Consider the following 21,740-nt stretch of genomic DNA (forward strand, 5'->3'; position numbering starts at 1 on the left):
GGAGGACCCTTAACCATGGCGAAGGCTCTACTCGGCCACGTCGGCGGTCTTGACCCTCGAATGGTCTCGGAAATGCGCCGTCTCCAGCAGCGAATCCGGGATCTGGAGGCAGAGCTCACCAGGCTCCAGGCGCAGAACGACGCTCTCGCCGCGCAGTCGCGCGACGAGGCGTTCGCTCGTCTGCAGGATCGCGAGCCGGCCCTCACCTGAGGTTCGGTACGGCAGTACACCGTGTCAGGGACGCCTCGCAAAAGGCGTCCCTAGTCATTTGCCTCTCCCCCGCGTACGGCCGTTACCCGGATCCGGCCCTTTCCAACCCTCCTGAGCGATGATCGTCATGCCCGTTCGGCGGCACCGCTCCACAGGTTGGCCGCCCGAGGCGTCGTGACCCGATAGTCTGCCCCGCAGGATCGCCTGGTACGGCGGTCGCCGAGCACAAAGGGGGAGGCCGCGGGTTGTATCTCAAGAACCTCACCCTGCGCGGCTTCAAGTCCTTCGCGTCGGCCACCGCCCTGCGTTTCGAGCCGGGCATCACCTGTGTGGTGGGCCCCAACGGCTCCGGCAAGTCCAACGTCGTGGACGCCCTGGCATGGGTCATGGGGGAGCACAGCGCCAAGTCGCTGCGCGGCGGCAAGATGGAGGACGTCATCTTCGCCGGCACCTCCTCGCGGCCCCCGCTCGGCCGGGCCGAGGTGACGCTGACCATCGACAACACCGACGGCGCCCTGCCGATCGACTACACCGAGGTCACCATCAGCCGGCTGATGTTCCGATCCGGCCAGAGCGAGTACGCCATCAACGGCGACACCTGCCGCCTGCTCGACATCCAGGAGCTCCTGTCGGACTCCGGCATCGGCCGCGAGATGCACGTCATCGTCGGCCAGGGCCAGCTCGACACCGTGCTGCACGCCGGCCCCGAGGAGCGCCGGGCGTTCATCGAAGAGGCCGCCGGCGTCCTCAAACACCGCAAACGCAAAGAGAAGGCCCTGCGCAAGCTCGACGCCATGCAGGCCAACCTCACCCGCGTGCAGGACCTCGCCAACGAGCTGCGGCGCCAGCTCAAGCCCCTCGGCCGCCAGGCCGAGATCGCGAGGAAGGCCGCCGTGATCCAGGCCGACCTGCGCGACTCCCGGCTGCGCCTGCTCGCCGACGACGTCGTGCGGCTGCGCGAGCACCTCGACAAGGAGGCCGCCGACGAGTCGGCCGTGCTCGCCCGGCGCGCCCAGGTCGAGACCGAGCTCGGCCAGGGCCAGGTCAGGGAGGCCGAGCTGGAGGCCGCCGAGGCCGCCGCCCAGCCGCGCCTCGCGTCGGCCCAGGAGACCTACTACCGCCTCGCGGGCCTGAAGGAGCGGCTCCACAGCGTCGAGACCCTCGCCGCCGAGCGCCACCGCCACGCCCTGGAGGCCGCCACCATCGAGCGGCGCGGGCGCGACCCCGAGGACTACGAGCGCGAGGCCGCCGAGGTGCGGGAGCGCGAGCAGGCGCTCAAGACCGAGCTGGACATCGCCGAGGAGATCCTGGAGCAGGCGGTGTCGCGCCGCGAGGACGCCGAGGGCGCCCTGGAGGCCGAGGAACGACGGCTCGCCGCCGCGGCCAGGGCGGCGGCGGACCGGCGCGAGGGCCTCGCCCGGCTGCGCGGCGAGGTCGCCGCGGTGCGCGGGCGCGCCCGGGCGGCCGAGGAGGAGATCGGGCGGCTGACCAAGGCCCTGGACGACGCGGCGCGGCGCAGCGCCCGCGCCCAGGAGGAGCACGACGAGCTGGAGCGGGCCGAGCCCGCCGCCGACCCGGAGCTGGCCGCCGAGCTGGCCCGCGCCGAGGCCGGCGTGGAGGAGGCCAGGGCCGTGGCCGAGGAGGCCAGGTCCGTCGCCGACGAGGCCAGGGCCGCCGCCGAGGGCCCGCGCAAGGCTCTCGCCGACGCCAGGGCCGCGGTGGGCACCGCCCGCACGGCCGACCAGGAGGCACAGCGGGCCGTCGCCGCGCTGGAGGCCCGCCGCGAGGCCCTCGAGCTCAGCTTGTCCGGCGGCGCGGACGGCGGCGCCGCCGTGCTCGCGGCCGGGCTGGCCGGCGTGCTCGGGCCGCTCGCGGCGATGATGACCGTCGAGACGGGGGCCGAGGTCGCGGTGGCGGCGGTGCTGGGCGCCGCCGCCGAGGCGGTCGCGGTCCAGTCGTTGTCCACGGTGGTGGACGCGGTGGAGCTGCTGCGCGCCGAGGAGTCCGGCCGGGCGTCCCTCGTGGTCGCCTCCGAGGCCGAGCTGGCCCGGCCCGCCCCGCTGGACGGCGCCCGCTGGGCCGCCGACCTGGTGAAGGTCACCGGTCCCTTCCGGGCGGCCGTGGAGACGCTGCTGCACGCCGTCGTCGTGGTGGACGACGTGACGGTCGCGTGCAAGGTGGTGGAGGAGCGCCCTGACCTGCGCGCCGTCACCTGGACCGGCGACCTGGTCGGCGCCTGCCACGCCCAGGGCGGCTCCGGCGGCGGCACCTCGGTGCTCCAGGTGCGCACCGCGCTCGACCAGGCGTCCGCCGACCTGGAGCAGGCGCGCGCCGCCGCCGGGCGGACCGCCGAAGGGCTGGAGCTGGCGGCGGAGGCCGAGCGTACGGCGCAGGCCGCCCTGGAGACCGCACAGGCTCACGCCGCGCAGGCCCGCACGGCCGTCGACACCGCCCAGGCCGGGGTGAACACCGCGCAGGGCACGCTGGACGCCGTGCGCCGCCGTCAGCGCGAGGCCGACCAGCGGGTCGCGGTGTCGGCCCGGCGGCTCGCCCAGCTCGGCGCCGCCGCGCAGGCCGCCAAGGACGAGAGCGACCGCCTCAGCGCGAGCGTCACCGCGGCCCGCGAGGCGCGCGACCGCCACCTGGCCGGGGTGACCGAGCTGGAGGAGAGCCTCGCCGAGGCCGAGTACGCCGACGAGCTGACCGCCGAGCCCACCACCGAGACCCGCGACGCGCTCGCGGCCGAGTGCGGGGTGACCCGCCAGGCCGAGATGGAGGCCCGCCTCGCCGTCCGCACCGCCGAGGAGCGGGTGCGGGGCATCGCGGGCCGTGCCGACCAGCTCATGCGGGCCGCGCGCCGGGAGCGCGAGGAGCGTGCCGGGGCCGCCGCGCTGCGGGCCCGGCGGCGCGCCCAGGCCGAGGTCGCCGAGTCGGTGCTGCGCGGGGCGCGGCGGGCTCTCGGCGCGCTGGACTACTCGCTGGGACTGGCGGAGACCGAACGGGTGGGGGCCGAGACCGCGCGCGGTGAGATCGACACCGAGCTGAAGGCCGTGCGCGTCCGGGTCCGCGAGCTGTCCGGCGAGCTGGACCGCCTGGTCAACCGCGCCCACGGCAACGAGGTCGCCCGCACCGAGCGCCGCCTGCGCCTGGAGCAGATGGAGACCCGCGCGCTTGAGGAGTACGGCGTCGAGCCTGAGGCGCTGGTCCGTGAGTACGGCCCCGACCAGCCGGTCCCGCTCGCCGAGGGCGACCCCGTGCCTTACGTCCGCGAGGAGCAGGAGAAGCGCGCCCGCGTCGCCGAGCGCCAGATGACCCAGCTCGGCAAGGTCAACCCCCTGGCCCTTGAGGAGTTCGCCGCCCTGGAGGAGCGCCACACGTTCCTCAACTCCCAGCTCGAAGACCTCCGCAAGACGCGCCGCGACCTGCTGACCGTGGTCAAGGAGGTGGACGAGCGGGTGGAGCAGGTCTTCACCGCCGCCTACGAGGACGTCGCCCGCGAGTTCGAGACAATCTTCACCCGCGTCTTCCCCGGCGGTGACGGCCGCCTGGTGCTCACCGACCCGACGGACATGCTGACGACCGGGGTGGACGTCGAGGCCCGGCCCCCCGGCAAGAAGGTCAAGCGCCTCTCGCTGCTCTCCGGTGGCGAGCGGTCCCTGACGGCCGTGGCCTTCCTGATCTCCATCTTCAAGGCACGCCCCTCGCCGTTCTACGTGATGGACGAAGTGGAGGCGGCCCTGGACGACACCAACACCCAGCGCCTCCTGACCCTCTTCGAGGAGCTCAGGCAGAGCTCCCAGCTCATCGTCATCACCCACCAGAAGCGCACCATGGAGATCGCCGACGCCCTGTACGGCGTCAGCATGCGCGGCGACGGCGTGACCCAGGTGGTCAGCCAACGCCTCCGCGACCGCGAGACCGCCTAGCTAGCGTGGTGACGGTGTGACGCAGGTGGTCAGTCGGCGCTTTCGTGACCGCAAGACCGTCTAGCTAGCGTGGTGATGGTGTGAGGCAGGTGGTCAGTCGGCGCTTTCGTGACCGCAAGACCGTCTAGCTAGCGTGGTGATGGTGTGATCCAGGTGGTCAGTCGGCGCTTTCGTGACCGCGAGACCGCCCAGCTAGCGTGATGATGGTGTGACGCAGGTGGTCAGTCGGCGCCTCCGCGACGGCGAGACCGCCTAGCGTGGTGACGGTGTGAGGCAGGTGGTCAGTCGGCGCTTTCGTGACCGCGAGACTGCCTAGCTAGCGTGGTGATGGTGTGATCCAGGTGGTCAGCCGGCGCCTTCGTGACCGCGAGGCCGCCTAGGTGCGGTGACCAGCTACCTTCGCCGGGGGGCCTCCTTCCCGCCGTCCGGCGGGCTTACCTCATCGGCGCCGCGTCGGTGGGACGGTGTACGGCGAATCCCGGCGCCGTCGTACGGCGAAGCACCCGGTGCACGTTCCTGGACACCGCGCTGGCGACGGCGCGGGCCGGTCCCATGAGTCGTCCGACTCGCTGAGTTGTCCACAACCGTGTGGGCCGGGGCGTGACCATGGCCCGCCGTCTGGAAAACTGACATCTTGTGGACGGGTACATCGGCATCATTCTGATCGTGGTCCTGATCGCGGTGTTCGCGGTCGGCGGCATGCTTCTGCTGTTCCGGCCGCGGGGGCGCCAGGCGCCGCCGGTGGTGCCGCCGCGTGCACCGGAGGTCACCGACCGAGGGCCAGGGGTCACGGGGGTCGCGGAGGACGAAGGCGCGACGACCACCATCCCGCCGCCGGCGCGGCCGGTGGAACCCGTGGTGCCGCCCGCGCCGGTCGTCGAGATCCCGCCGCCGTCGGCGGGGCGCATGGTGCGGCTGCGGGCGCGGCTGGCGCGGTCGCAGACGTCGCTCGGGCGGGGGTTGCTCGAGCTGCTGTCGCGCGACCGCCTGGACGACGACGCCTGGGACGAGATCGAGGACACCTTGATCACCGCGGACGTCGGGGTGACGCCGACGCGGGTGATGACCGAGGAGCTGCGCACCAAGGTCAAGGTGCTCGGCTCGCGTGGCCACGACGAGGTGCGCAAGCTCCTGCGCGAGCAGTTGCTCGCCCAGGTCAACCCTGACCTCGACCGCACCCTGCACACCAGCCCTCACGGTGACCGGCCCGCCGTCGTCCTCGTCGTCGGGGTCAACGGCACCGGCAAGACCACCACCACCGGCAAGCTCGCCCGCGCCTTGATCGGCGACGGCCGGAAGGTCCTCCTCGGCGCCGCCGACACCTTCCGCGCCGCCGCCGCCGACCAGCTCCAGACCTGGGGCGAGCGCGTGGGGGCCGAGGTCGTCCGCAAGGACGAGGGAGCCGACCCGGCGTCCGTGGCCTTCGACGCCGTGAGCAAGGGCATCACCGACAAGGTCGACACCGTGATCGTCGACACCGCAGGCCGCCTCCACACCAAGACCGGCCTGATGGACGAGCTGGGCAAGGTCAAGCGAGTCATCGAGAAGAAGGCCACCGTGGACGAGGTCCTCCTGGTCCTCGACGCCACCACCGGCCAGAACGGCATGCGCCAGGCCCAGGTCTTCGCCGAGGCCGTCAACGTCACCGGCATCGTCCTCACCAAGCTGGACGGCACCGCCAAGGGCGGCATCGTCATCTCGGTACAGCGAGAACTGGGCGTCCCGGTGAAACTCGTCGGCCTCGGCGAAGGCCCCGACGACCTGGCCCCCTTCGACCCGGAGGTCTTCGTCGACGCCATCCTCGGCGACTGACCCGCCCTCCCCGCCCGGGGCCCACGCGGCTTCGCCGCCGAGGTCCTGCCGCTGGGGGCTGCTCCCCGCGGCCGGTCACGTTGCCGGACTGCGGTCGGCCGGGCTGTCGTGGGCCGGATCGTCGTCGGCCGGGCTGTCGTGGGCCGGATCGTCGTCGGCCGGATCGTCGTGGGCCGGATCGTCGTGGGCCGGATCGTCGTCGGCCGGAACGTCGCCGGCGTGACCGCGGTCGGTATGACCGCTGTTGGGTGGGGTTGCGGTCAGGTGGTGAGGAAGGTGCGGAGGGTTTCCAGGCAGGGGGTTATGTCGATGTTCTGGGCGGCGAGCCAGGTGTCGTTGTCGTAGGTCTGGGTGTAGCGGTCGCCGCTGTCGCAGATCAGGGTGACGATGCTGCCTTTTGTGTTCTGGGTGCGCATCTCCTGTACCAGGTGGAGGGCGGCGGCCATGTTGGTGCCGGTGGAGGGGCCCACGTGGCGGCCGGTTACCTCCTGGACCCAGCGCATGGCGGCTATGGAGTGGGCGTCGGGGATCTGGAGCATGCGGTCGATCACGGTGGGGAGGAAGGACGGTTCGACGCGGGGGCGGCCGATGCCTTCGATGCGGGAGCCTCGGGCGGGGGCCGGGGTGCCGGTGGTCCAGAACGGGTAGAAGGCGGAGCCTTCGGGGTCCACCACCGCCAGGCGGGTGGTGTGGCGGCGGTAGCGGATGTAGCGGCCGATCGTGGCCGAGGTGCCGCCGGTGCCGGCGCCGACGACGATCCAGGTGGGCTCGGGGTGGCGCTCCAGGGACATCTGCTGGTAGATGCTCTCGGCGATGTTGTTGTTGCCGCGCCAGTCGGTGGCCCGTTCGGCGTAGGTGAACTGGTCCATGAAGTGGCCGCCGGTCTCCTCGGCCAGGCGGCGGGACTCCTCGTAGATCGCGGTCGGGTCGTCCACCAGGCGGCACTTGCCGCCGTAGAACTCGATCAGCGCGATCTTGTCGGGGGACGTGGACGCGGGCATCACCGCGACGAACGGCAGGTCGAGCATGCGGGCGAAGTACGCCTCGCTGACCGCGGTGGAGCCGCTGGACGCCTCGATGACGGTGGTGCTCGGGCCGATCCAGCCGTTGGCCAGGCCGTACAGGAAGAGGGATCGGGCGAGGCGGTGCTTGAGTGACCCTGTGGGGTGGACGGACTCGTCCTTGAGGTACAGGTCGACGCCCCAGCGCGGCGGCAGCGGGAACACGTGCAGGTGGGTGTCGCAACTGCGGTTGGCGTCGGCCTCGACCAGGCGGATCGCCTCGGCCACCCAGGCACGCACCCCGGGGTCGTGCTGATCCGCCTGTATCATGCCGCCTAGCACCACGTATGTCCGTTCTGTGTGACCTTCATCACATTTTCCCAAATTTGGGATGTATCTGTTATTGTAGTGGGACTTGTCCGGCCTGAGGTGTGATCGCGCCACCCCGGGCCTAATCGCTCCCAGGGGCCCCTGACCAGCCGAAACCCTTAACGTGGCCCTTATGGGTGAACCATGAGCATGGCACTGGCCGTCAATGGAGTAAAGCGGTTACCGAGCCTGCATGGGTTCATGCCGGATGGGTAGCGGGGGCAAGGCCGGATGAGGGGGACGAGATGATCTCGATGACAGACCAGCAGCGTCAGGCGTGGTTCGAACGTGACGTCATGCCCGTGACGAGCCAGCTCTACGCGTCCGCCATGCGACTCACCCGCAACTCCGCCGACGCCGAGGATCTCGTACAGGAGACCGTCGCCAAGGCCTTCACCTCCTACCACCAGTTCCGCCCGGGAACCAACCTGCGGGCCTGGCTGCACAGGATCCTCACCAACAACTTCATCAACGACTACCGCAAGAAGCAGCGCTCGCCGAAGTTGTCCGCCGCCGAGGACATCGAGGACTGGCAGCTCGCCGCCGCCGAGTCGCACAGCTCCACCGGGCTGCGCTCCGCGGAGACCGAAGCGCTGGAGCAACTGCCGGACAGTGTCGTGATGAACGCCCTGCGCTCCCTGCCCGAGGACTTCCGGGTGGCGGTGTACCTCGCCGACATCGAGGGTTTCGCCTACAAGGAGATCGCCGAGCGCATGGGCACGCCGATCGGCACCGTCATGTCCCGCCTGCACCGCGGCCGCCGCCAGCTTCGCACCATGCTGGAGGGCTACGCCCACGAGGAGGGCGCCCTGCGTCCCTCCCCGCAGTTCCAGGCCGCCTGAACCGTCGAAGCGGACAGCACCGGGGCCGTCCCTGAAGGACGGCCCCGGTGCTTTTGTGCCTCCGAGGGAGTGAGCGGGCCCGGGGGAGTGCGCGGCGCCGGTGCGATCGGGCCGCGATCAGGCTCCCGCGATCAACGCCACCGCGCCGAGGGCCAGCCCGACACCGGCCGCCTGGACCGCGTTGAGGCGTTCGCCGAGGACGAAGCGGGCCAGCAGCAGGGTGCTGGCCGGGTACAGCGACGCCAGCACCGAGACCAGCACGAGGAGGCCGCGTTGGGCGGCCAGCAGGAACAGCACGTTGGCCGCCATGTCCAGCACGCCGGCCGCCACGATCGCCGGCAGGCTGCCCGCACCGGGCCGCAGGGTGCGACGCAGGGCCAGTGCCAGCACCACGACCAGGGCGGCCGACATGAACCGCGCGCCGGCGAGCGGCCACAGGCCGGCGTCGGCCGGCACGTGCTTGAGCAGCACGAAGAACGCCCCGAAACCGACGCCGGACGCCAGTGCCCGCAACACGGGGCCGAGACGCACGCGCCTGGTCTCGCCGGTACCGGTGGAGCCGTTCCCGGTGGCGCGGCTGACCAGCACGACCGCGAGCAGCGCCAGGGCCACCCCGCCGAGCGCGATCGGCTCGGGACGTTCGCCCATCACCAGCCCGGTCAGCACGGGCAGCGCCGCGGACGTGGTGGCCGTCGTGGGGGCGACCACCGACATGACGCCGTCGGCCAGTGCCCGGTAGAAGAGGATGACCCCGGCCCCGCCCGCGAGCCCGGCCGCCATGCCCCAGGCCAGCGCGCCGGCGCTCGGGGTGCCCGGCAGCAGCGGGAGCAGCGGCAGCACGCAGACCAGCCCGGTGACCTGGGTGAGCAGTACGACGGCCAGCACGCGCGAGCGCCGGGTGGCGAGGCCGCCGAAGAAGTCCGCGGTGCCGTACACCACTGCACAGGTCGTCGCGAGCAGGACGGCCGTCATCTTTCCTCACCTTCCACTGTACTGTTCTGTTAGCACAATATAGTGCATGGTTTGACCAATACATTGCATCTGCTTTTCACTACACTGCACTCATGGCGGATGCGGAGACGATCACGGCGGCCATCGCCAACAACGTCCGCGCGCAGCGCGCCCACCGAGGGCTGACCCTCGACGCGCTGGCGGCCCGGTCCGGGGTGAGCCGCGGCATGCTCGTGCAGATCGAGCAGTGCCGCACCAACCCCAGCGTCACCACGCTGACCCGCATCGCCGACGCGCTCGGCGTGACCGTGGCCCGGCTGGTCGAGGTCTCCGACACCCCCGTCGTGCGGGTGGTGCACTCGGCCGACGTGGCGACGTTGTGGCGTGGCGACCAGGGCGGTTCGGCCCGCCTGCTCGTCGGTTCTGACGCCCCGGCGATCCTGGAGTTGTGGGACTGGCGCCTCGGCCCGGGGGAGCACCACGACGGCGACGCCCACCCGGCGGGCACGCGCGAGATGCTCACCGTGCTGGAGGGCGAGCTGAGCCTCTCGGTGTACGGCAAGCGGCACGTGGTGCGCCGGGACGAGGCCGTGCTGTTCAGCGCCGACCGGCCGCACCGCTACGCCAACGAGGCCGAAGGCCCGCTGCGCTTCATCATGGTCGTCACCGAGCCCCGCGAGACCCCCGACCTGTGACGACATGTGATGCGATGACATCACATGTCGGAATGCCTGATAGGGAAAGGCAAAGCTCCGGTAAATGCGGGGTACACCCCCTATGTGAGCGCTGACAAGTTGTGTGTTCCCGGGCCGCCGGCGGAGGTGGGCCTGTGACTGACGCCCGCGCGGCCATCGCGAAGCTCCGGGTGGAGCTGGAGGGCCTGGGGGTGACCGACGCCTATGAAGTATGTGATGAAGCGATACTTTCCGTATGGATTGGGCTAGTTGTCAGTTACAAGGAGGGTTTCTACCGTTGGCAGGAGGGAGTGGGGAAAAGGCGGCATTTGGGTACTGATGCGGTTGGATGCGCCATTCGGGTGGCGCGTCGTTATGCGGAGTTGCGGGCGGACGTCCCGTCCTGGTGGGAGGACCTCACCGCGACTTCGCGAGGGGACGCGGCCGACTACCCGTGACCCCTGCCGCGATTCGGGGGGAGTACGCGGATGCCGAGTATCCGGAAAAATGCCCTTTCGCTACCCATGTCGCTGCTGTTGGTGCTCGGCCTCCCGGCCTGCGGCCAGGTCGTGGCGCCGGCCGGTCTCGCCCGCCGCGACAACGCGTCCCGCGTCAGGTCCACCCCGCCCGTGCGGCCCGCCGACCCCGCGCTGATGGTGCTGCGCCTGACGCTCGCCCAGCCCGGCTGGCGCGGCAGGCGGCCCCTGGTGGCGCCCGCGCCCCGGGCGATCCGCTGCCCGCAGGTCAAGTGCGTGGCCCTCACCTTCGACGACGGGCCCTTCGACCACACCGGGCCGGTGCTCGACATGCTGGCCGCCTACAACGCGCGGGCGACGTTCTTCGTGGTGGGCCAGATGGTGACCGAGCAGACGGGCCCGCTGCTGCGCCGCATGGTCTCCGAGGGCCACGAGCTCGGCAACCACTCCTGGGACCACCCCGCCCTGCCCGGCCTGTCCGCGGACGGCGTGCACGCGCAACTCGGCCGTACGCAGGAGGCGGTGCGGGCGGTCACCGGCGTCACGATGCGCCTGTTCCGCCCGCCGTACGGGGCCACCGACGACAAGGTGGCCGGCGAGGCCAGACGTGAGGGGCTCGCGCAGATCCTCTGGGACGTGGACACCATGGACTGGCGCGACAGGAACACCCCGCTGGTGGCCCGGCGCGCGGCCGGGGCGCGGGCCGGTTCGGTGGTGCTGATGCACGACATCCACAAGTCCACCGCCGACGCGATGCCGGCCCTGCTGCGCGACCTGCACGCCAAGGGCTACACCTTCGTCACGGTCTCCGAGCTGTACGGCACCCGCCCGCTCCTCCCCGGCGAACGCTACGCCGGGGAGGCCTCCACGGGCCGGCGCTGATCAGCCGCCGCGCTTGGCGCGGGCCGCCGTGCGGGCACGCGAGGCGGAGTCGAGCACGACCTTGCGCAGCCGGACGGTCTGCGGGGTGATCTCGACGCACTCGTCCTCGCGGCAGAACTCCAGCGCCTGCTCCAGCGACAGTGCCCGCGGCGGGATGAGCTTCTCGGTCTCCTCGCTGGTGGAGGAGCGCATGTTGGTGAGCTTCTTCTCCTTGGTGATGTTCACGTCCATGTCGTCGGCCCGGGAATTCTCCCCGACGATCATGCCCATGTACACCTCGGTGGTCGGCGAGACGAACAGCGTGCCGCGCTCCTGGAGGTTCATCATGGCGAACGCGGTGACCACGCCCGCCCGGTCGGCCACCAGCGACCCGGTGTTGCGGGTGCGCAGCTCGCCGTGCCACGGCTCGTACGCCTCGAAGACGTGGTGCACGAGGCCCGTGCCGCGCGTCTCGGTGAGGAACTCGGTGCGGAAGCCGATCAGGCCGCGGGCCGGCACCACGAACTCCATGCGGATCCAGCCGGTGCCGTGGTTGGTCATGTGCTCCATGCGGCCCTTGCGTACGGCCAGGAGCTGGGTGATGGCGCCGAGGTACTCCTCGGGCGCGTCCACCGTGAGGCGCTCCACCGGCTCGTGCAGGGTGCCGTCGATCACGCGGGTGACGACCTGAGGCTTGCCGACGGTCAGCTCGTACCCCTCGCGGCGCATCTGCTCGACGAGGATGGCCAGCGCCAGCTCGCCACGGCCCTGCACCTCCCAGGCGTCGGGACGGTCGGTGGGCAGCACGCGCAGTGACACGTTGCCGACCAGCTCCTTGTCCAGGCGGTCCTTGACCATGCGCGCGGTGACCTTGGAGCCCTTGACCTTGCCCACCAGCGGGCTGGTGTTGGTGCCGATCGTCATGGAGATCGCGGGCTCGTCCACGGTGATCAGCGGCAGCGGCCGCGGGTCCTCCGGGTCGGCCAGCGTCTCGCCGATCATGATGTCGGGGATGCCGGCGATGGCGATGATGTCGCCGGGGCCGGCGGACTCGGCGGGCTTGCGCTCCAGCGCCTCGGTCATCAGCAGCTCGCTGATCTTGACCCGCTGGATGGTGCCGTCGGTGCGGCACCAGGCGACCTGCTGGCCCTTGCTGATGGTGCCCTGGTGGACGCGGCACAACGCGATGCGGCCGAGGTAGCTGGAGGCGTCCAGGTTGGTGACGTGGGCCTGGAGCGGCGCGGCCGGGTCGTAGGTCGGCGCGGGGATGGTGGTGGCGATGGTCTCGAACAGCGGCTCGAGGTCGGGCGAGTCGGGCATGCCGCCGTCCACCGGGCGGGTCAGCGAGGCGCGGCCCGCCTTGGCCGAGGCGTACACGATCGGGAAGTCGATCTGCTCCTCGGTGGCGTCGAGGTCCATGAACAACTCGTAGACCTCGTCCACGACCTCCTTGATGCGGGAGTCGGGACGGTCGACCTTGTTGATGCAGAGGATCACCGGCATCTTGGCGGCCAGCGCCTTGCGCAGCACGAAACGGGTCTGCGGCAGCGGCCCTTCCGAGGCGTCCACCAGCAGCACCACGCCGTCCACCATGGACAGCCCGCGCTCGACCTCGCCGCCGAAGTCGGCGTGGCCGGGGGTGTCGATGATGTTGAGCGTCATGTCGCCGTGCCGGACGGCGGTGTTCTTGGCGAGAATGGTGATGCCCTTCTCGCGTTCCAGGTCATTGGAGTCCATGACTCGCTCATCGATGTCCTGGTTGGCGCGGAACGCCCCGGACTGCCACAGCATGGCGTCGACGAGAGTCGTCTTGCCGTGGTCGACGTGCGCGATGATCGCGATGTTCCGCAGGTCGTCGCGGCTGTTCAAAGGCATGATGGGGTCTCGCTCTGAGGTCGTGGGGGCGCGCCGCGGACATCGCGGCACCTCCATTTTAGGTGATCGCTGTTACCGCCGGATGCCTTCACTTCGCAAATCACCACATATCTCCTAAAAACCGGCTGGGTCCCGTCCGCCGTGGACTAAGGCGGCACGACTCGGGCAGACAGCGAACATGGTGGACGAAGGAACAACCCAACTCGCCGCCTCCGCACGCCACGCCGTCGAGCCCGGCTCCCGGTTCCCCTGCAGGCGGTACGCGGGGGAACGATGCCGGCTCGTCGTCTGGACGCTCGTCGTGGGCGCGTTCGTCGCAGGGTGCGTCACGCCCATGGCCGCCGCGAGGGGGAGCGCCTACGCGGCCCCGCCGGGCGGCACGGGTGTCACGGGTGTCACAGGCGGGCCGCGGGTCGTGTGCGCCGGGCCGTCGCCGCATAAGCTCGACGCATGCCTCTCGCCACAGCTTTCCCCGCGACGCTGATGACCAAGGACGGCGTGCGGATCGACGCCGCGCACACCCCCTCGCGCGGCCACGGGGACCTCGGGATCGTGCTCGCGCACGGTTTCACGGGCTCGTGGCGGGACAAGACCACGCGGCGCATCGCGCACGTGCTGAGCGGGTACGGCGGGGTGCTGGCGTTCGACTTCCGCGGCCACGGCAGGTCCGGCGGCAGGTCGACCGTCGGGGACGCCGAGGTGCTCGACCTCGACGCCGCCGTCGCGCACGCCCGGTCCGTCGGGTACACCCGGGTGGTGAGCGTGGGGTTCTCCATGGGCGCCGCGGTCGCCGTCCGCCACGCCGCGCTGCACAGGGGCACCGACGCGGTGATCGCGGTCAGCGCGCCCGCCCGGTGGTACTACCGGGACACCCGGCCCATGCGCCAGGTCCACTGGGCCATCGAGCGCCCCGCCGGCCGCCTCGCGGCCCGCATCGCCAAGCGCACCCGCATCAGCAACGGCCGCTGGGACCCGGTGCCGCTGGCGCCGTACGAGGCGGCCGCGAGGGTCGCCCCCACACCGCTGCTGGTCGTGCACGGCGACGCCGACACGTTCTTCCCGCTGGACCACGCCCACCAGCTCTACGACAACGCCCGCGAGCCCAAGGAGCTGTGGATCGAGCGTGGCTTCGGCCACGCCGAGTCGGCCGCCACGCCGGGGCTGGTCCACCGCATCGGCGCCTGGGCGGCGGCCGTCCAGGCCGGCGCCCGCACCGCCTCGGCGGCCGGATAGACACGCCGCGCCCCTCCGCACACCACCGGACAGCACTCTTCACCCCGCGCATCCGAGCGACATCGTTCCCCGCGGTCACGGCACCGCGATTTCCCGGCCGGGAGGTGGATTTCAGTGATCCTGGTGATCAATTCGGGATCCTCGTCAGTAAAGTACAAGCTCTTCGACACGGACGGCCTCACCAGGCTTCAGGCGGGCAAGATCGAGCGCATCGGGGAGCCGGGCTCCGGCGTCCCCGACCACGAGGCGGCGCTCACCCGGGTGGCCGAGGAGACGTCCCTCGACACGCGTGAGCTGACCGCCGTCGGCCACCGCATCGTGCACGGCGGCGCGGTGTTCACCGAGCCCGTCCTCATCGACGACGAGGTGTTCAAACAGCTCTGCGACATCACGTCGCTCGCGCCGCTGCACAACCCCGCCAACCTCGCCGGCATCGAGGTGGCCCGCCGCCTGCGCCCCGACGTGCCCCAGGTCGCGGTGTTCGACACCGCCTTCCACGCCACCATGCCGGCCGCGTCCCGGACGTACGCCATCGACGCGGCGCTCGCCGAGCGGTACGGCGTGCGCCGCTACGGCTTCCACGGCACCTCCACCGCGTACGTCTGGCGGGTGGCGCGTGAGGTCATGGGCAAGCCCGACGCCAGGGGCATCGTGCTGCACCTCGGCAACGGCGCCAGCGCGACGGCCACCCGCGGCGGCCACTGCGTGGACACCTCCATGGGCATGACGCCCCTGGAGGGTCTGGTCATGGGCACCCGTTCCGGGGACGTGGACCCCGCGATGATCTTCCATCTGATCCGGGCCGGCATGTCGCCGGACGAGGTGGAGTCGATGCTGGAGCACCGGGCGGGCCTGCTCGGCCTGTGCGGCGACAACGACATGCGCACGGTCATCGAGCGGGCGCAGGCCGGGGACGCCGCGGCCACGCTGGCGTACGAGGTGTACTGCCACCGGCTGCGTAAGTACATCGGGGCGTACTACGCCCTGCTCGGCCGGGTGGACGGCATCGTCTTCACCGGCGGCGTGGGGGAGAACTCCGCGCAGGTGCGCCGCACCGTGCTGTCGGGGCTCGGGGCGCTCGGCGTGCGGCTGGACCCGCTGCGCAACGCCGCGGCCGACGGCGCGCGGGTGGTGTCCACCGAGGACTCCGCCGTGACCGTCCTGGTCGTGCCGACCGACGAGGAGCTGGAGATCGCGCGAGAAACATCCGCGTTGGTGGAGCGAACCTTTTCCGGATAAGAGTCGTCTACATACGCGGAGGTAGGAGATCCGCCTGGGGCCACCGCCGCCGTCGCGGCGGCTGTGGTACCTGTGACGGGGCGGTCTCCCGCGTCCAGGGGCGGACGGGCCGCCGCCCAGCGACGCGGGGGCGCGCTGGGCGGCGGCCCCACGCCGAGCCGGCCGGGGGCCGGCGGCCGGCCCCCGGGTGACGCCCGATCGGACGGGTTCAGCCGAGCCGGGCGATCGACTTGTACTCCAGGTAGGCGGACAGGCCCTCCGGGCCGAGCTCGCGGCCGATGCCGCTGGCCTTGTACCCGCCGAACGGCGCGGACGGCTCCATGGTGTTCATGATGTTCACGCCGTAGGTGCCGGTGCGCACGCGGCGGGCGACGTCCATGCCGCGCTCGGTGTCCCCGGTCCAGACGGTGCCGGACAGGCCGTACTCGCTGTCGTTGGCGATGCGCACCGCGTCCGCCTCGTCCTCGTACGGGATCACCGACAGGACGGGGCCGAAGATCTCCTCGCGGGCGATCCGCATGTCGTTGGACACCCCGGCGAAGACGGTCGGGGCGACGTACCAGCCGCGGTCGTGCGGGCGGTCCAGGCCGCCGACGACCGGCTTGGCGCCCTCGTCGATACCGATCTTGATGTAGCCCTCGACCCGCTCCTGCTGGCGCTTGGCCACGAGCGGCCCGATGCCGGTGGCGGGGTCGGCCGGGTCGCCGACCGCCTGGCCGGACACCATGTCGGCCACGGCCTGCACGACCTCGTCGTACCGCGAGGTGGACGCGAGGATGCGGGTCTGCGCGACGCACGCCTGGCCGTTGTTCATCAGCGAGGCGATGGACAGGAAGCCCATGGCGGCGCCGAGGTCGCAGTCGTCCAGGATGATCGCGGCGGACTTGCCGCCGAGCTCCAGGCTGCACCGCTTGAGCTGCTCGCCGCAGATGGACGCGATGCGGCGCCCGGCGGCGGTGGAGCCGGTGAACGCGACCTTGTCCACGCCGGGGTGCGCCACCAGGTGCTCGCCGGCCTCGCGGCCCGCGGCCACGATGTTGACCACGCCGTCCGGGATGCCCGCCTCCTTGACCATCTCGGCCAGCAGGTAGGAGTCGAGCGGGGTCTCCGGCGCGGGCTTGACCACGACGGCGCACCCGGCGATCAGCGCGGGGGCCAGCTTGGTCATGATGACGAACTGCGGGACGTTCCACGGCACCACGGCGGCGACCACGCCGACCGGCTCGCGGCGCACCGTCACCGGGCCGAACAGGCCGGGCCGCTCGTCCTCGACGGCGAACGTCGCGCCGAGCCCGGCGAAGTACTTGAGCATGCCGAGCGGCTGCGGGGCCTGGGCGAGCTGGGAGAACGTGATGGGGGAGCCCATCTCCATGGTGATCAGCTCGGCCATCTCGGCCTGGCGGGCGGCGTACAGGTCGGCCAGGCGGCCGACGACCTCCGCGCGTTCCGCCATGGTCATGCGCGGCCAGGGGCCCTCGTCGAACGCCTGGCGCGCGGCGGCCACGGCGTGGTCCATGTCGGCGGGGGTGCCGTCCGGCACCCGGCCGACCAGTTCCTCGGTGTGCGGGGAGACGACGTCGATGGTCGCCGTGCCCGCGGGGGCCACCCAGTCGCCCCCGATGAAAAGACGGTCGTGCTGAAGCATGTGTCGTGCCTCCTGGTCGCAGCGGGCCGGGTCCTGCGCTCGCCAGTCCACCATTGCCGGTCCGGACGCGCATGGGGGCGCGTCGCTCCGTTCCGCTGTGACAGAACCATGTTCTATCCCTGATGGCAAGAGCGGGGGACCAGGGAGCAGCTTCCTCGATAGGATCGGTGCCCGCCGCCGGACCGTTCCATCGGCCCACGTGCCGATGCCTGGTGGGTCTGGTGGGCCCAAATCTCCGGAAACCGGTCTCGGCCTCCTACGTCAAGTGGTAGATAGTTCGCGTACCGGTAGATAGGTTCTTCCGATCGTGTGGCGGCTCCGAAGATCGCCTCTTATAGTTTCGGGGCGTCCGAAGTGGGGAGGGCTGATGCGATCAGGCCGGATGGCCGCGCTGGCGGGGCTGCTCGGGCTGTTCTCCGTGTTCGCTGTGCCCGCGGCAGGAGCAGAGCCCAGCCCGCAGACCAGGCTGAACCGTCTCACCAAGCAGGCGGCCGACCTGCAGAAGGCGTACCGGGGCCAGATCCAGAGCCTCGAGGACGCCAAGGAGGCCGCCAAGAAGGCCGGCAGGAAGGTCAGCGATCTCCGGGCCGACCTCGCCGAGGCGCAGCAGGAGATCGCGCAGTTCTACAGCAACTCCTACATGTCCGGCGCGGTGGACGGGCCCCGGGTCTTCACCTACAGCGGTGACCCGGACGCCATCCTCGGCCAGGTGGCCACGGTCACCTACCTCGCCGAGGAGAAGAACCAGCGCATCAAGCGCATCGGCACCCTGATCAAGGACTCCAAGGAAGCCAAGAAGGAAGCCGACGCCAAGATCGCGGACCTGCGGGACGAGATCAAGGACCTCCAGAACAAGAAGAAGGACGTCGAGGCCCTCCTGCGCAAGTTCGGCTTCCAGACCCCCGGCTCCTCCACCGGCCTGACCGCGCGCATGGTCGCCATCCGCGCCAGCATCATGCAGAACTTCCCGATGCCCTTCGGCGTCGGCTGCCTGCGCTCAGGCGACCCGGGCGAACACGGCAAGGGCCGCGCCTGCGACTTCATGATGAGCACCGGCGGCCGCATGCCCGACGCCGCCGCCCAGGCCAGAGGCGACGCCCTGGCCCAGTGGTGCATCGAGAACGGCCGCGCCATGGGCATCATGTACATCATCTGGCGCCAGCGCTACTACGACATCAGGACAGGCGCCGGCTGGCGCACCATGTCCGACCGAGGCAGCGTGACCGCCAACCACTACGACCACGTCCACGTCTCGGTCTTCTGACCCCCGCCCCCGGCCACCTGACGACCCCGCCCCGGCCGCGCTGCCCCGACGGCGCTGCCCCGGCCGCGCTGGCTGCGCCGCCCCACCGCCGTCCGTTCGCCGGCTCCTTTTCGGCGCCGACGCGGCGGGACGTGGTACGGCGAATCCGGCGCCGCTGTACGGCGGTTGACCGGACCGCACTAAGCAGCCGTCCACGGCTTGGAGTGCGCGGCGAGGCGGTCGCGTAGCCAGTGGTAGGACGCCTTCGGAGTGCGCTTCTGGGTAGGGAAGTCAACGTGGACGAGGCCGAAGCGCTGGGTGTACCCCTCGGCCCACTCGAAGTTGTCGAGCAGGGACCAGACGTAGTAGCCGCGGACGTCCACCCCTTCGTCCATCGCGGCGCGCACGGCGCGGATGTGGCCGTCCAGGTACGCGATACGGGCCTGGTCGTCGACGGTGCCGTCGGGGGTGAGGTCGTCCGGCTGGGAGCAGCCGTTCTCGGTGACGTACACCGGGGGCAGAGTGTCGCCGTACCGGGCCTTGAGGCCCGTGAGCAGTTCCCGGAGGCCGTCCGGGACCACGGGCCAGCCGAAACCGGTGGTGGGGTAGCCCGTGACGCCGGCGTCCTCGAACGGCAGTTCCCCAGGCTCCGCGGGAGCGGCGATCCTCGTGGGGTTGTAGTAGTTGATCCCGATCCCGTCCAGCGGCTGGCCGATGACCGCGAGGTCGCCGTCCTTCACCACATCCAGCTCCGACACCCCGTACGCCGACAGGTCCGGATATTTCCCAAGAAGTACGGGGTCGTTGAACAGCCGGTTGTGCAGCGTGTCGTACGCCTCCGCCGCCCGCACGTCCGCCTCGGAGCCGGACGCCGCCCACACCGGGGTGCAGTTGTTGGTGATCAGCACCTGCCGCGCCCCCCGCGCCCGCAGCGCCTGGACCGCGAGCCCGTGCCCGAGCAACTGGTGGTGCCCCACCGGCAGGGCGTCCAGCATGAGGGCCTGCCCGGGGGCGTGCGCGCCGAGGCCGTGCCCGAGGACCATGTGGACGAACGGCTCGTTCAACGTGATCCACAGCGGTACCCGGTCCGCCAGCCGCTCCGCGACGATCCCCGCGTAGTCGGCCAGCCGCGCCGCGGTGTCCCGGGACGACCATCCGCCCTGGTCCTGGAGCGCCTGCGGCAGGTCCCAGTGGAACAGCGTCGCCGCCGGCGTGATGCCCCGCGCGCACAACCCGTCCACCAGGCGGTCGTAGAAGCCGAGCCCCGCCGCGGACGGCGCCCCCGTGCCGTCCGGCTGGATCCGCGGCCAGGCGATGGAGAAGCGGTAGGAGTTCACCCCGAGGCCGCTCATCAGCCCGAGGTCCTCCTCGAAGCGGTGGTAGTGGTCGCAGGCGACGTCGCCGGTGTGTCCCTCGCGCACGCGGCCGGGCTCGTGGGAGAAGGTGTCCCAGACGGACGGCCCCCGGCCGTCCGCGGTCACGGCGCCCTCGATCTGGTAGGAGGCCGTGGCCGTGCCCCAAAGAAACATACGACCCTCCGGTGATATGAGTAATTCTCAGGTTAGGCCGCACACCTCGGGGTTGGGGGGATGATGGGGGCATGAGCAACGTCTCCGCAGGGACGCTCCGCCGCCGCCCCGCCCAGCGCCGAAGCCTGGAGCGGGTCGAGCGAATGCTGGACGAATGCGCCCGGCTCCTGGACGAGGTCGGCTACGAGGCCCTGACCACCAAAGAGGTCGCCCGCCGGGCGGGGGTCCCCATCGGCACGTTCTACCAGTTCTTCCCGGACAAGCAGGGCCTGGTCAGGGAGCTGGCCCTCCGCAACCTGGACGCCTTCCTGGCGCGGCTGACGGCGCGTTTCGGCTCCGCGGGCATCACCGTCTGGACCGAGGTCATCGACCTGGCCGTGGACGAGTTCGTCGCGATGAAGCGCACCACGCCCGGGTTCGCCATCGTCGACTTCGGCGAGATCTTCCAGACCCCCGGCGGCCCTGCCATCGAGGGCACGAACCGCCTCCTGGACGCCGCCCTGGAGAACAACGTCATCGTCGCCGACCGGCTGCAGGCCCTCCTCGTGGACCTCGTCGGCGCCCCGCCGGGGCCCGGTCTGCACCGGGCCCTGGTCGTGGCCGTCGAGGCGGCCGACTCCGTGCTGAAGCTGGCCTTCCGCACCCGCCCCGGTGGCGACCCCGATCTGATCGCCGAGTGCAAAGACCTCGTCCGCCGCTATCTGACGGGCCACATGCCCGCACGGTGACGGCCGCCGGTTCAAGGGAAGGCGGCCCCCCGGGGACGCCGCCGGTGTGCGCCGGACGCCCCCGGGACGCCGCCCGGTGTGCGCCGGGCGCCTGCTACGCCAGCGCCGGGTCGTCCAGGCGGGCCCGCAGCTCGTCGTCCAGCTTCACGTCCGCGGCGCCGACGGCCTCCTCGACCTGGGCGAGGGTGCTGACGCCGACGATCGGCACGACGCCCTGGGCGGTGAGCCAGGCCAGCACCACCTGGTTCACGGTGGCGCCGAGCTCCTCGGCGACCGAGCGCAGGGCCGCTAGACGGCGTTCGGTGCCGGGGTGGTCGTACGCCGGCGGGATGGGCCGGTCCTCACGGGTGTAGGCACCGGCGAGCAGCGACGTGTACGCCCACAGCCGCAGCCCCTCGGCCCGCAGGTAGTCGAAGGTCTCCTCTGTGGCCTGGACGTGCCCCCACTCCGGCATGCGTGTCCCGGGCCGGGGCCGCAGGTAGGAGTGGCGCAGCTGCAGCAGGGAGTACCCCGGCCGCCCCGCGGCCCGCGCGATCCCCCGTGCGCGCTCCACCCGCCAGGTGGCGTGGTTCGACGCGCCGAGCTCGCCGGCCTTCCCCGTCTCGACCAGCTTCGCCAGCGCGTCCACCTGGTCCTCCAGCGGCGTGACCCGGTCCTCGATGTGCGCCCAGTACACGTCGACGTGGTCGCTGCCGAGCCGCCGTAAGCTGCCCTCGATCGCCGCGCGTATGGTGGCTCCGGACAGCCCCTCCGACCGCTCCAGCGTGCGGTCACCCGGCATGGCCGGGAAGGCGCCGCACTTGGTGCTCAGCACGATCCGGTCCCGCATGCCGGGACGCGCCGCCAGCCACCTGCCGATCGTGGCCTCGCTCTCCCGCCCGGTGGCCCCCTCGATCCAGAACGGATAGTTGTTCGAAGTGTCGATCATGGTGCCACCGGCCCCGGTGAACCGATCGAGAATGGCGAACGACGTCGCCTCGTCCACAGTGGTGCCGAAGGGAATGGTCCCGAGTGCGATGTGTGTCATGCGGCACACCCTGCATGCTGGAGCGTGCTCCAGGTCAAGAGCATTGACCTGGAGCGTGCTCCAGGTCAAGAGCATTGACCTGGAGCGGGCTCCAGGTGT

General features: G+C 71.4%; 17 protein-coding genes. 11 read left to right on the plus strand and 6 right to left on the minus strand.

Annotated features, from left to right (window positions below; genetic code table 11):
- Window positions 1–15: 15 nt before the first annotated feature.
- The 3 genes from ABGB17_RS06270 (at window position 16) to ftsY (ending at window position 5,948) form a co-directional block, all read left to right on the plus strand.
- Window positions 16–210, plus strand: coding sequence for a hypothetical protein (locus tag ABGB17_RS06270; RefSeq protein ID WP_262848107.1), 195 nt, complete (start codon window positions 16–18; stop codon window positions 208–210).
- Between the two features lie 245 nt (window positions 211–455).
- Window positions 456–4,136: a chromosome segregation protein SMC gene (gene smc / locus ABGB17_RS06275; RefSeq protein ID WP_347626830.1), complete on the plus strand. Its 3,681-nt coding sequence runs from the start codon at window positions 456–458 to the stop codon at window positions 4,134–4,136.
- A gap of 636 nt (window positions 4,137–4,772) precedes the next feature.
- Window positions 4,773–5,948, plus strand: a complete 1,176-nt coding sequence (gene ftsY / locus ABGB17_RS06280; protein ID WP_347626831.1) for a signal recognition particle-docking protein FtsY — start codon at window positions 4,773–4,775, stop codon at window positions 5,946–5,948.
- Between the two features lie 260 nt (window positions 5,949–6,208).
- Here the strand turns inward: ftsY and ABGB17_RS06285 are convergent, their stop codons facing one another.
- A complete protein-coding gene (locus ABGB17_RS06285) occupies window positions 6,209–7,279 on the minus strand; it encodes a PLP-dependent cysteine synthase family protein (protein WP_347626832.1) in 1,071 nt (356 codons plus the stop codon).
- Between the two features lie 284 nt (window positions 7,280–7,563).
- Here ABGB17_RS06285 and ABGB17_RS06290 point away from each other — a divergent pair, with 284 nt between their 5' ends.
- Window positions 7,564–8,160 (plus strand): sigma-70 family RNA polymerase sigma factor, encoded by a 597-nt coding sequence (locus tag ABGB17_RS06290; protein WP_347626833.1) that lies wholly within the window; start codon window positions 7,564–7,566, stop codon window positions 8,158–8,160.
- 117 nt (window positions 8,161–8,277) lie between these two features.
- Here ABGB17_RS06290 and ABGB17_RS06295 read toward each other — a convergent pair whose 3' ends face one another.
- Entirely contained in the window at window positions 8,278–9,132 is an 855-nt protein-coding gene (locus ABGB17_RS06295; RefSeq protein ID WP_347626834.1) for a DMT family transporter, read from the minus strand.
- A 92-nt stretch (window positions 9,133–9,224) separates the two neighbouring features.
- Here ABGB17_RS06295 and ABGB17_RS06300 point away from each other — a divergent pair, with 92 nt between their 5' ends.
- The 3 genes from ABGB17_RS06300 (at window position 9,225) to ABGB17_RS06310 (ending at window position 11,143) form a co-directional block, all read left to right on the plus strand.
- The gene (locus tag ABGB17_RS06300) at window positions 9,225–9,806 is read left to right on the plus strand and encodes a cupin domain-containing protein (RefSeq protein ID WP_347626835.1); all 582 of its coding nucleotides are present in this window, start codon (window positions 9,225–9,227) and stop codon (window positions 9,804–9,806) included.
- 134 nt (window positions 9,807–9,940) lie between these two features.
- Entirely contained in the window at window positions 9,941–10,243 is a 303-nt protein-coding gene (locus tag ABGB17_RS06305) for a hypothetical protein (protein WP_347626836.1), read from the plus strand.
- A gap of 66 nt (window positions 10,244–10,309) precedes the next feature.
- Window positions 10,310–11,143 carry a polysaccharide deacetylase family protein gene (locus tag ABGB17_RS06310; RefSeq protein ID WP_347626837.1) on the plus strand — a complete coding sequence of 278 codons (834 nt, stop codon included), beginning with the start codon at window positions 10,310–10,312 and terminating at the stop codon, window positions 11,141–11,143.
- On the opposite strand, the gene typA is transcribed toward ABGB17_RS06310, so the two are convergent.
- Window positions 11,144–12,997: a translational GTPase TypA gene (gene typA / locus ABGB17_RS06315; RefSeq protein WP_347626838.1), complete on the minus strand. Its 1,854-nt coding sequence runs from the start codon at window positions 12,995–12,997 to the stop codon at window positions 11,144–11,146.
- Window positions 12,998–13,447: 450 nt separating this feature from the next.
- On the opposite strand from typA, the gene ABGB17_RS06320 reads away from it, so the two are divergent.
- Together ABGB17_RS06320 and ABGB17_RS06325 are read left to right on the plus strand one after the other, a co-directional pair.
- The gene (locus tag ABGB17_RS06320; protein ID WP_347626839.1) at window positions 13,448–14,230 is read left to right on the plus strand and encodes an alpha/beta fold hydrolase; all 783 of its coding nucleotides are present in this window, start codon (window positions 13,448–13,450) and stop codon (window positions 14,228–14,230) included.
- A 123-nt stretch (window positions 14,231–14,353) separates the two neighbouring features.
- Window positions 14,354–15,469, plus strand: a complete 1,116-nt coding sequence (locus ABGB17_RS06325; protein ID WP_347626840.1) for an acetate kinase — start codon at window positions 14,354–14,356, stop codon at window positions 15,467–15,469.
- 208 nt (window positions 15,470–15,677) lie between these two features.
- Here the strand turns inward: ABGB17_RS06325 and ABGB17_RS06330 are convergent, their stop codons facing one another.
- Complete coding sequence (locus tag ABGB17_RS06330) at window positions 15,678–17,114, minus strand: aldehyde dehydrogenase (protein WP_347626841.1); 1,437 nt, start codon at window positions 17,112–17,114, stop codon at window positions 15,678–15,680.
- Between the two features lie 367 nt (window positions 17,115–17,481).
- Between ABGB17_RS06330 and ABGB17_RS06335 the strand changes: the two genes are divergently transcribed.
- Window positions 17,482–18,378: a hypothetical protein gene (locus ABGB17_RS06335; RefSeq protein WP_347626842.1), complete on the plus strand. Its 897-nt coding sequence runs from the start codon at window positions 17,482–17,484 to the stop codon at window positions 18,376–18,378.
- 179 nt (window positions 18,379–18,557) lie between these two features.
- Here ABGB17_RS06335 and ABGB17_RS06340 read toward each other — a convergent pair whose 3' ends face one another.
- Window positions 18,558–19,886: a GH1 family beta-glucosidase gene (locus ABGB17_RS06340; protein WP_347626843.1), complete on the minus strand. Its 1,329-nt coding sequence runs from the start codon at window positions 19,884–19,886 to the stop codon at window positions 18,558–18,560.
- A 71-nt stretch (window positions 19,887–19,957) separates the two neighbouring features.
- Here ABGB17_RS06340 and ABGB17_RS06345 point away from each other — a divergent pair, with 71 nt between their 5' ends.
- Entirely contained in the window at window positions 19,958–20,614 is a 657-nt protein-coding gene (locus ABGB17_RS06345; protein WP_347626844.1) for a TetR/AcrR family transcriptional regulator, read from the plus strand.
- Between the two features lie 94 nt (window positions 20,615–20,708).
- On the opposite strand, the gene ABGB17_RS06350 is transcribed toward ABGB17_RS06345, so the two are convergent.
- Window positions 20,709–21,641 carry an aldo/keto reductase gene (locus ABGB17_RS06350; protein WP_347626845.1) on the minus strand — a complete coding sequence of 311 codons (933 nt, stop codon included), beginning with the start codon at window positions 21,639–21,641 and terminating at the stop codon, window positions 20,709–20,711.
- Between the last annotated feature and the right edge of the window lie 99 nt (window positions 21,642–21,740).

The sequence above is a fragment of the Sphaerisporangium sp. B11E5 genome (genome assembly GCF_039871875.1).
Taxonomy (GTDB): Bacteria; Actinomycetota; Actinomycetes; order Streptosporangiales; family Streptosporangiaceae; genus Sphaerisporangium.